The following is a 9,039-nucleotide window of genomic DNA, read 5'->3' on the forward strand; positions in this document are numbered from 1 at the left end:
GAGGATATTCAAAGCTTGTAAGGCGCGCGGACACCTGGATCGTCGTTCGGAAAATCCTTGGTGTTGCGCGTGACGAGAAGCATGGCATGCGCCTGTGCCGTTGCCCAGATCACCGCATCGGGCAATTTGATCCGATGACCACGACGGAGACCGACGGCGCGCTCCGCGATCTTATGGTCGACAACGACGACATCAAAGCTGTTCAGAAAGTTACGCGTCGCAGCTTCGAGATCGCCATCGGCCCCGACCATCACCTCCATCCAGGTGATGATGCTGATGGCCTTTTCAGTATAGCGTTGAAGCTCGGTACGAGCCTCAGGAACAGCATTGAGGTAGTCGATCAGGATGTTGGTGTCGAATAGCGCCTTCACCATTCGTTGCGCACCTTCATCTGGTAAGCCAGGCCGTCGATTTTTTGCTTGCCCCAAAGGCCGAACGCGTCGCCTTCGTGCTTGTTACGTCGCTTGGCGAGAAAGTCATCGATTGCTTCGCGGATGAGCGCGGCACGAGACCTCTTCTCTTCCTTCGACAATTCGTCCAGTTCCTGAAGCTGGGCATCGCCGACATCAACCAATGTCCGCATCGTTTTCACCATGAATATGATATCGGCATCATATATCATAATCCCGAAAAAAAAGCCAACTTTCGATTCTTACCGGGTAAGTCTCGGGGTCTGTCGAGCGTTCGGGGACAGCCACCCTTCTTATATTTGTTAATGTAATCGAACGGCGACATTTCGTATTGTCAGCGTTCGCAGGAAGACATTTGCCAGGCACGCGGCATTGTGCCGACGAAAAAATATCAAAACGAAGGGGGAACCGAGCCCTTCCGACATCATCGAGCTATTGCGCGCTACCTCCACGGATCGCGTCACCGACGTTGATACCTTCGTCGACGCCCTCGGCTTCAACTGGTTCATTGCCGGCACCGATGCGCACGCCAAAAACTACTCGCTGCTTCTCGCCGAAGGTCCCAATGTCAGGCTTGCGCCGCTCTACGACATCGCCAGCATGCTTCCCTATAAAGGGATCGATGTTAAGAAGATCAAGCTCGCGATGAAGATCGGGGACCTGGTTTTCCATGTCACCAATCAGGTGCGTCGGCTGCTGACGCCGCGGCAGCCGACGGCGGTTCAACCCCAACGAAATTAGTCGCCGGCATCTCAGTCCGTAGGGCGGGTTGGAGCCGAAGGCGTAACCCGCCATCTCGTCCATCATCGCGGCGGATTTGCGCCTCCGGCTTCTATCCGCCCTACTGAGCCGGGTTGCGCGTTCGAGTGGCGAACGAGCCCGGCAACGCGTTCGAGCGGTTCCGCCTTTGCTCCGGCTGTTTCATGGAAAGAACCTGCTGCCATCGGCTCGTTCCGGATGACGTTCATCGTTTTTGATGTCGGTCGATTGATAACCGGCTGGCGCGCCGTCAACATGATCTGATCGCGGACAATGCCAATCGGAGGAAACAACGATGACCTTCAAGTTCAAGGATGTGTTTACGGGAACGCAGGCTGCGTTAGGCGCTGATCCTGCTCAGGCACAGGCCGCGTTCCACGCACGCTCCCGTCTCGGCAATGGCGTCGACAGCACGGTTGCGATCCGTCAGTTCAGTGTCGGCGTGGACGAGCCGCCGGGCCTCGGCGGACAGGACGCTGCGCCCAATCCGGTGGAATACATTCTCGCGGCCCTGGGCTCATGCCAGGAGATCACATACCGCCTCTACGCGGACGCGCTCGGTATTCCCCTTAACGGCGTTTCGGTTCAGCTCACGGGCACCATCGACCTGCGCGGTTTTTTCAACGTCCAGCAGGACGTGCGGCCGGGCTATCAGGCCATCGAAGCGGAAGTGATTTTGGACAGCCCGGCTTCGGAAGCGGAGCTCGCGCGCCTGAAGCAGGTCGTCGATCGGCATTGCCCGGTGTTGGATATTCTTCGAAATCCGACGCCGGTGCAGCTTTCGCTTCGATCGGGGTCGTTGAACGCCGCCGCGGAATGAAGGGCGGATGGAGAACGTCCTTCTCGATCGCATTGCCAGAATGATGCCTTTTTCCTTCTTGCGCGTTCTGCGCCGCGACATCGCGACATTTTCCTTTCGAACCTTTCCGCTTTGCGATAGACTGATCTTTGAAATCAGGAAAATATCGCTGGGCTGATAGTACGGAGAGAGTGATGGCTGATGGTGATCATCCTGTTGACAACGGCGTCAATGTCGAGGCTCTGCTGGGGGCGCGCGAAGCGTTGACGAATGCGCCGGAGGCGGCACAATTCAAATGGCGGGCCGCCTGCGAATGGAAGAACGGCACGCACAGCCATTCGACCGTCGAGGGCTTTTACGGCCTGGGCCAGGAGCAGCAACGCAAGACCCGGTTCACGTTCGACACGGATCATCCGGAGGTCTTTGCCGCGGCGGACAAAGGCGCCACGCCGGTCGAATATGTGCTGGTCGGGCTGGCAAGCTGCCTGACCGCCGGCATTGCCGCGGTCGCCCAGAACCGGAACATCCAGCTCCGCTCGGTGACGGCGACCATTGAAGGCGACATGGATCTCTATGGTATCCTCGGCATCGACGAGGATGTGCGCAACGGTTTCAGCGGCATCAAGGTCACCTACAAGATCGATGCCGACGCCAAGCCCGAAGACATCGAGTCCCTTGTGGCGCAGTCGCAAAAGCGTTCGGCGGTCTACGACATCGTGACCAATCCGACCAATGTCACGGTCGTGGTGAATTGAGCCGGCGTTTGTCTCCTCGGTAACTCGTCAGGGAACGCCCAATTAGCGTCGTCACGACAGTCGTAATCGGCGGCGGCCACGCCGGCCTTGCCATGAGCCGCTGTCTTGCGGATCGCGCGATTGACCATGTGGTGCTCGAGCGCGGTGAGGTCGCCCACACCTGGCGTACGGAGCGATGGAATTCGCTTCGTCTCCTCACCCCCAACTGGCAGAGCCGGCTGCCGGGCTTCGGTTACAGCGGATCCGATCCCGACGGATACCGGACGCTGCCCGAAGTCATCGATTTCATCGCGGCCTATGCAAGGGCGATTTCCGCCCCGGTGCGAACCCATACGACGGTCACGTCGGTGCGCCGCACGGAGACAGGATATCTGGTAAGGACGGACCAGGGGGACTGGTCGTGCCGTACGGTCGTCCTGGCCTCGGGCGCCTTCAACATCGCCTGCGTCCCGGGTTGTGCCGGTCGGGTACCGCGGTCGGTGACAACGCTTGCAGCGCAGCAGTATCAAAATCCCAGTCAGCTCGCCGACGGTGGCGTTCTCGTGGTCGGCGCATCGTCGAGCGGTACCCAGATTGCCGCCGAAATACATCGCTCGGGCCGCCCGGTTACCCTGGCCGTGGGCGAGCACATTCGTGCACCCCGGGTTTATCGGGGAAAGGACCTGGAGTGGTGGATGGATGCCGCCGGTGTCCTCGACGAGCGTTATGACGAGGTCGATGATATCGCCCGGGCCCGGCGGGTACCCTCGCTGCAACTGGCCGGCACGCCCGATCGATCTATTCTCGACCTCAATGTCCTCACCGGGATCGGCGTCAGGCTTGTTGGCCGCCTCGCGGGCGTCACCGAGGCGGGCCGCGCGCAGTTTGCGGGATCGCTGCGCAACATGTGCGCGCTCTCCGATCTCAAGATGAACCGCCTGCTGAACCTGATCGACGAATGGGCAAGCGCGAACGGCCTCGACGACAACATCGAACCGCCGCATCGCCTGCCGCCAACGCGGGTCGACGAAGCCCCGCCGCTCGGTTTGAATCTCGCGAGCGGCGAGATCAAGACGATCATCTGGGCGACCGGCTATCGCCCCGATTACTCCTGGCTCAAGCTGCCGATTCTCGATCGCAAGGGGATGATCCGCCATGACGGCGGGATCGTTTCGTCTCCCGGCGTCTACCTGATGGGCGCTCCATTCCTGCGCCGCCGAAAATCCACGTTGATCGACGGCGCCGGCGATGACGCCCGTGATCTCTCCGATCATCTGTCATTGCACCTTCACGGCAAGGTGCTGCAGACCACGGCGTGATGCTAGAACACGGGCGCGCAGGGGTCATCGACAACGGCTTGCGCAAGCGCCGGAGCTACGAATGCCGCCGCGGCCAGCGCGGCGGCACCGATCAATACGAATTTCATCTCGGTCTCCTATAGCGAAAAGAGTAGATGGGGATACGCTTCAGGTCCGCCACCAAGGCTCAAGTCCCGCTTTGCGGAGTCGCGACCAGTCGCAGGACACTCATCCCGCATCCCACCGCGGCGAAAACCGCACCAAGCACCAGGGCGACTGTGGCTCCCTCGCGGCCGACCAGGCCAAAACACAGAGCCGCAAGCGCTGCACCAATGGTCTGTCCGGTCAGGCGTGCCGTCGCCACCATGCCGCTGGCGCCTCCACTACGGTCGGCGGGTGCGCTGGACATCAAGGCCTTCATGTTCGGCGCCTGGAAGAAGCCGAAGCCGCAGCCACAGATGGCCATGCGCCAGACGATGTCGAGGACATGCGGACTCGCCGGCAGCATCGCCAACAGGACCATCCCCAGACCGAGCAACGCCAGACCGATGCCGCCGAGGATTCCTGCGGGATGGCGGTCCGACAGGCGTCCGGCGATCGGCGCCATGATGGCGACCACCAGAGGCCAGGGGGTCATGAAAAAGCCGGTCTCGACCTGCGTGCGGCCAAGAATGTCCTCGAAGTAGAATGGCAGGGAAACGAAGGCCAGGCCCTGGACCGCAAACGCGCAGATCGCGGTGGCCGTGGACAGCGCGAAGATCGGCCGGCGAAACAGGTCGATGGGCAGCACGGGCGCCGGCGAATCCGCCTGTCTGCGGATCAGAACCCAGCCCAGCAACAGCGCGGAGACGATTTCCGTCACGACAAGCCCAGGCCGCGCGTGGTGGGCCGCGCTTCCAATCCCCAGAATGAAAAGGCCGAGACAGGCCGCCGCCAGCAGCGCGCCCGGAAAATCGAAGGCATGGGCCGCCCTGGGGGTGCGCGGCAATGTCTTCAGGCCAATCAGAACTGCAACCAGGCCGAAGGGAATGTTGACGGCGAATAACCAGCTCCACGGCCCGAAGGCGAGGATGGCGGAGGCGATGGTCGGGCCGAGCGTGAAGGCGGCCGCGACCACCATGGCGTTGTATCCGAAACCCCGACCCTGCAGGCGCCCCGGATAAACGAAACGTACCAGCGCCGTATTCACACTCATGATGCCGCTGGCGCCGAGACCCTGCAGCACGCGTGCCACGAGCAGGCTCGGCAACGACCAGGCGCAAGCACAGGCCAGTGACGCCAGCGTGAACAGTAAGAGCCCTCCGAGATAGATCCGGCGGTGACCCACGATCTCGCCAAGCGCGGCGAGCGGCAACAGCGTTGCGACCAGGGCAATCTGGTAGACATTGACGACCCAGATGACATCGGCGGGGCTGGCATGAAGGTCGGCTGCGATCGCGGGCAGGGCGATGTTCGCGATCGCCGTATCCAGCGACGCCATCGCCAGCGCGGTGAAAATCGCGGCGGCAGCCCATCTCCGGCGTTCTGCCTCCAGACCATCGAACGCGACCGGCCGATTTGCCAAAGCTGTTTCCGTCGACATGCGAAATGCTCTCCTAACATCCGGCATATAGCACGGATACGGTCAGCCGGCAGGCTGTCCTCTGCATGCCGCATATGCGATCGGCATGAATGCTCAGTGAATTCGCTCTTGGGCTCTGCGTAAGGTTTCGATGCATTTTTCGAGGCCAATACGTTCGTGATTCGAGAGGGGAGGGTCAAGGACTTGCAGGCAACCTTGCCGTCCGACGATGCCCGGCAGCGACAGCGTTACTCCAAGCTTTGCATGATGGACCCCAATCGGAATCACGGCGCGTTCGTCACGCAGCACGATTTCGGCGATGCGGGCGCAAACCATTCCAATTCCGTATTGACTGGCTCCGATTCCTTCGATGATTGTTATGTTTGCATAGCGTACCTCATTCTCGATCGCCGCTTGGAAGTCGCCGTCGTGCCGAAGGCCGCATTGCTCAAGCGCATCCGAGATCGGGACGCCGCCGACGCGGGCGCCGGACCAGTGAAAGATCTGCGATGTTCCGTGTTCACCGAGAACCTGCGCTTCGATGTCGGTGGGAGCTACCCTCAGTCGGCGGCCCAGATGCACCCGAAAGCGCAGGCTGTCGAGCAACGTGCCAGTGCTGAGAACACGATCATGGCCGGCGAGTTCGCGTGTCAGATGGGCAAGCGGATCCGGAGGGTCGGTGACGACGAGCAGGACGGCATCCGGCGCCGCCGCCTTGATCCGCGGAATCACGTCACGGTAAACCTCGGCATTCTTGTCCAGGAGGCGTAAGCGCCCCAGCGGATCGTTGCGATCCGTCGCGCCACCGGATTTCTCGTTGACACCGACCGTGACCATGACGAGCGCGGCGCCTGCCAGATCTGGATAGTCCCCATCCGTCACCTTGGTGGTGGATGATAGAGGAGCCCCGTAGCCCATGTCAGTAGCCATGCCTTTGGCGCGGTCGCGGCCTCGGTTGACGAGAACCAGCTCGCTGGCGCAACCTCTCATGATGGTCGCCATCGCACATGCGGCGCCAACCGCACCCGCTCCAATGATTCCGATCTTCATGATGTGTCCTCGTCTGTGCTCGGGGTTTCAGTAAGTGTTGCGGGGCATCGCGGCGTTTCCGCATCAGCAGCCCGGCGGAGGCGACACCCCCGGGGTCGATGGCGATTTCAGCCGCGACTTTGATCGCGATAACCGCGCCCGCGTCGGCCGCGGCGGCAGCTCCGCGGCATGCCGTCACCAACTACTGTCTGGCGTACGGTCACGGGGGGCTCCGACTGCAGCTTTACCAGCAAGGCGCAGTGCGAGGCGACGGCTTCCGGCCAGGGAGCCGAGTGCTACCGCAACATCTATGGCAAGGAAGGTGAGTTTCTTCACTGGTAGCTCGATCCATGTCCAATTCTCACGCCTGGACCGGGAGGCTGGAAAGCAGCTTGTCCAGGCTGATCGGATAGTCTCTTATCCGTGCGCCGCAGGCATTGTGGATGGCATTACCGAGTGCCGCGCCTGCGCCGCAAATGCCCAATTCGCCGATTCCTTTGCTTTTCAACGGATTGGACATGGTATCGAGCTCAGGAAGAAATATGGCCTCGACAGCGGGAATATCGGCGTGCACCGGCACATGGTATTCGGCGAGGTCATGGTTGACGAAAAAGCCGAACCGCGGGTCAAGCGTCATGGCTTCGTGCAGGGCTGCACCGACGCCGAAGATCATGCCGCCGATGGCTTGTGATCGGGCGGTCTTTTCGTTCAAGACACGTCCGGCGGTGAATACACCCAGCATGCGCCGTAGCCGCACTTCGCCGGTGTCCTGGTCAACCCCTACTTCGGCGAAATGCGCGCCGTACGACTGCTGCGAGTAATCCTTGTTGTTTCGGCCGGGTGCGATCTCGCCATCGGCTTCGATTCCGGTGCCCACCAGATCGGTCAGCAACCTTGTTTGTTCTCCGCTTGCGATGCTGCCGTCCGCGAAGCGGGCAGTCGTCGGATCCATGCCGGCTATGCGGGCCAGCTTTTCGCGCAGCGCATCGCAGGCTTCGAACAGCGCAGAGCCTGAACTGCCGGCACCGAACGAGCCGCCGGAACCTGAGGCTTCGGGGAAACTCGTGTCACCCAATTCGACACGCACTTGCCCAACCGGCAGACCGAGCATCTCGGCTGCGATCTGAGCGAGAATGGTGTAGGTACCGGTGCCGATGTCCGTCATCGCCATCTGGACCGTGGCAATGCCGTCCGGGGTCAAGCGAACCCTGGCCTTGGAGGGCCGAAGCGGATTGCCGCGGGTGGCGGCGGCCACACCCATCCCCACCAGCCAATGCCCATCGCGGACCTGGCCCGGCTTGGCGTTGCGCTTGTCCCATCCAAACCGGCGCGCGCCCTCCTGCAGGCAGGCGATCAAGTGCCGGCTGGAATAGGGAATGTGCTGTTCCGGATCTTCGCTGGGCTCGTTGCGAATGCGCAGCTCGACCGGGTCGATGTCGAGCTTTTCCGCGAGCTCGTCCATGGCGCATTCGAGAGCCATCAGCCCGACCGCCTCGCCCGGCGCGCGCATCGAGGATGCGACCGGAATGTCCAGCGGCGCCAGCCGATGCCGGGTCAGCCGGTTGGCGCCCGCATAAAGCGTGCGGGTCTGCAGAGCGGCGCCTTCGTAGGTCTGCTCGGTGGGCAAATTGCCGGAAAGGACGTCATGACCGACGGCCTGCAGCCGGCCTTGCCGATCCGCGCCAAGGCGAAGCCGTTGAATGGTATCGGAACGATGCGTCGTGACGTGGAAGATCTGCTGCCGCGTGAGGGCGATCTTGACCGGCCGCTTCAGTTGCCGCGAGGCAATTGCCGCCAGAATGGCGTCGGCATTCACCCATAGTTTTCCGCCGAATCCGCCGCCGATGAATGGGCTGACGAGCCGCACATTCTCTACCGGAATCCCGAGAGTCCGCGCCACCGCCTGCTGCCCCTGGTTCAACATCTGGTTTGCGGTGTGAAGCGTCAGTCTGTCTCCGTCCCACGCCGCCAGTGTGGCGTGCGGTTCCATCATGGCGTGGCTTTGCAAGGGCGTGGTATAGGTGACGTCGAGTTGCACCGGCGCGGATGCGAACGCGCTGGCAAAATTTCCCACTGCGCTGTCCGCGGCAGGGGCATCTTTCGGCTGCGGCGTGCGTGCCTGCTTGACGCCATCGCGCAGCGCGAACTTTCCCGGAGCACGATCATAGTTGACGCGGACCAGGTACGCCGCCGCCCGGGCTTGTTCGAAGCTCTCAGCGACCACGAAGGCAACCGGCTGACCGTAGCGCGTCACCTCGGGTCCCGTCAGTACCGGATGAGCCTCGCGATGATTGCCGGTGCCCTGTTGCGGCGCATTGAGGTGGGTGAGAACCAGAATGACACCGGCAGCGTTCTCGGCGGCGCGGGTGTCTATCGACCGGATATTTCCCTTGCCGATCGAAGCTTCGACCAGAAAGCCATAGGCGACGCCGGGCCCTTGCTGCATCTC

10 protein-coding genes are annotated in these 9,039 nt (G+C 61.9%); 5 read left to right on the plus strand and 5 right to left on the minus strand.

What is annotated here, in order from left to right:
* Positions 1–8: 8 nt before the first annotated feature.
* Entirely contained in the window at positions 9–374 is a 366-nt protein-coding gene (locus ABSG20_RS22340) for a type II toxin-antitoxin system VapC family toxin (RefSeq protein ID WP_423866687.1), read from the minus strand.
* Positions 368–595 carry a ribbon-helix-helix protein, CopG family gene (locus ABSG20_RS22345; RefSeq protein WP_423866688.1) on the minus strand — a complete coding sequence of 76 codons (228 nt, stop codon included), beginning with the start codon at positions 593–595 and terminating at the stop codon, positions 368–370. Before ABSG20_RS22345 ends, ABSG20_RS22340 begins: the two co-directional genes overlap by 7 nt.
* A 250-nt stretch (positions 596–845) precedes the next feature.
* Here ABSG20_RS22345 and ABSG20_RS22350 point away from each other — a divergent pair, with 250 nt between their 5' ends.
* The 4 genes from ABSG20_RS22350 (at position 846) to ABSG20_RS22365 (ending at position 4,021) form a co-directional block, all read left to right on the plus strand.
* A complete protein-coding gene (locus ABSG20_RS22350; RefSeq protein WP_423866689.1) occupies positions 846–1,151 on the plus strand; it encodes a HipA domain-containing protein in 306 nt (101 codons plus the stop codon).
* Between the two features lie 313 nt (positions 1,152–1,464).
* A complete protein-coding gene (locus ABSG20_RS22355) occupies positions 1,465–1,989 on the plus strand; it encodes an OsmC family protein (protein ID WP_423866690.1) in 525 nt (174 codons plus the stop codon).
* Positions 1,990–2,162: 173 nt separating this feature from the next.
* Positions 2,163–2,723, plus strand: coding sequence for an OsmC family protein (locus ABSG20_RS22360; protein ID WP_423866691.1), 561 nt, complete (start codon positions 2,163–2,165; stop codon positions 2,721–2,723).
* A 65-nt stretch (positions 2,724–2,788) separates the two neighbouring features.
* Positions 2,789–4,021, plus strand: a complete 1,233-nt coding sequence (locus ABSG20_RS22365; protein WP_423866696.1) for a flavin-containing monooxygenase — start codon at positions 2,789–2,791, stop codon at positions 4,019–4,021.
* A 166-nt stretch (positions 4,022–4,187) separates the two neighbouring features.
* Here ABSG20_RS22365 and ABSG20_RS22370 read toward each other — a convergent pair whose 3' ends face one another.
* The gene (locus tag ABSG20_RS22370; protein ID WP_423866692.1) at positions 4,188–5,582 is read right to left on the minus strand and encodes an MFS transporter; all 1,395 of its coding nucleotides are present in this window, start codon (positions 5,580–5,582) and stop codon (positions 4,188–4,190) included.
* Between the two features lie 93 nt (positions 5,583–5,675).
* The gene (locus ABSG20_RS22375; protein ID WP_423866693.1) at positions 5,676–6,611 is read right to left on the minus strand and encodes a lactate/malate family dehydrogenase; all 936 of its coding nucleotides are present in this window, start codon (positions 6,609–6,611) and stop codon (positions 5,676–5,678) included.
* 168 nt (positions 6,612–6,779) lie between these two features.
* Here ABSG20_RS22375 and ABSG20_RS22380 point away from each other — a divergent pair, with 168 nt between their 5' ends.
* Positions 6,780–6,932 (plus strand): DUF3551 domain-containing protein, encoded by a 153-nt coding sequence (locus tag ABSG20_RS22380; RefSeq protein ID WP_423866694.1) that lies wholly within the window; start codon positions 6,780–6,782, stop codon positions 6,930–6,932.
* Between the two features lie 19 nt (positions 6,933–6,951).
* On the opposite strand, the gene ABSG20_RS22385 is transcribed toward ABSG20_RS22380, so the two are convergent.
* A partial coding sequence (locus ABSG20_RS22385) for a molybdopterin cofactor-binding domain-containing protein (RefSeq protein ID WP_423866695.1) occupies positions 6,952–9,039 on the minus strand: 2,088 nt, incomplete at its 5' end.

The sequence above is a fragment of the Bradyrhizobium sp. genome, from assembly GCF_049512235.1.
Taxonomy (GTDB): domain Bacteria; phylum Pseudomonadota; class Alphaproteobacteria; order Rhizobiales; family Xanthobacteraceae; genus Bradyrhizobium.